Here is a 1,386-nt window from a genome sequence, read left to right on the forward strand (position 1 = left end):
CCCACTTTTACTATCTTTCGTTCAAATACGGAAAATTGCTGCGCTCTTTTCCTTAACAAATCATGCACAAACACGTTAGCCCACATTAAAACCAACCATTTATGACAGGAATGAGTATCGAAGAAGGAATTAACCAAGTTTATGGTGGTGGTGGACACGTTGTGATTTTAGGAGCAGGTGCAAGTATTGCATCAACAATCCGAAATTCGGAAAAAAATGGAAAAAGACTTCCTTCAATGGATAATCTAACAGAAGTTATTGGACTAACTGATTTAATCCAATATATTCCTAAAAACCTTTACGATAAAAACTTTGAAACTCTTTATAGTAATCTTCACTCTGACGATTCGAATTCCAAGTTAATTAAGGAAATTGAAATACGGATAAATAACTATTTTAGAAATATGGAACTTCCTGATGAACCAACTATTTATGATTATTTGGTTTTATCATTAAGAAACAAAGACTTAATAGCAACTTTCAATTGGGATCCGTTTTTATTCCAAGCTTGGAATCGTAATAAAAAACATATAGACAATTTACCTAATTTATGTTTTCTTCACGGAAATGTAGCAATTGGTTATTGTTCAGAACATAAAGCAAGAGGTCCAATTGGAATAGATAAAAGAGACGGAGCAGTTTTTAAACCGACAAAACTTCTTTACCCAGTAGAACAAAAAAATTATACTTCCGACGAATTTATAAATATCGAATGGGAAAGAATTAAATATTATTTAGGAAAAGATTATATAACAAAAAGAGTCACAATTTTCGGTTACGGTGCACCAGATTCTGATGTGGAAGCTGTCAGATTATTAAATGAAGCTTGGGGAACACCAGATGATAGAGCAATGGAACAATTTGAGATAATAAACGTTTTGCCCGAAGATGAATTAAGAGAAAAATGGAGTGGATTTATTCATACTCACCACTATGATATTACAGACAATTATTTTGGTTCTTCTTTAGCATATAATCCGAGAAGAACTTTTGAGAGTTATTTTAGTCATAATTTACCTCGAACACCAAAAGAAGCATTAAGAAATAGTAATCCAATTCCACAAGATTTTAAAACTATGAAGGAACTTTGGGAATGGCACAAACCATTAATCGAAGCGGAAAAAAGAAAAGAAGCGGAAGAAAAATAACGTGGGCTAACACCGTGTATAATTAATTGCTGATTATAGCCTACTTACGAAAGTCCTCGCGGACTTTCTATCTGTGATTTATTTGCTAACTTTAGTGCTTAAACCACGCAACTAACCATACACAATCACGTTGCAAGTAATGGCGGAAAATCACTCAGACGGAAACAATTCTGAGTTAAAAAGCAAGAAATTTATTGTGGAATAACTCGAGTTTAAATTACCTTTTTTTGTCAACGCT

1 protein-coding gene is annotated in these 1,386 nt (G+C 33.0%); it reads left to right on the forward strand.

The features are described from left to right. Window positions 1-101: 101 nt before the first annotated feature. The gene (locus AC28QF_RS13850; protein WP_488202366.1) at window positions 102-1,148 is read left to right on the forward strand and encodes a hypothetical protein; all 1,047 of its coding nucleotides are present in this window, start codon (window positions 102-104) and stop codon (window positions 1,146-1,148) included. Window positions 1,149-1,386 lie beyond the last annotated feature (238 nt).

It is taken from the genome of Tenacibaculum sp. M1.3A (assembly GCF_057732375.1).

Bases quoted from the DNA above. Each gene is read 5' to 3' on its own strand.
- AC28QF_RS13850 (WP_488202366.1), top strand. From the start codon at position 102: ATGACAGGAATGAGTATCGAAGAAGGAATTAACCAAGTTTATGGTGGT.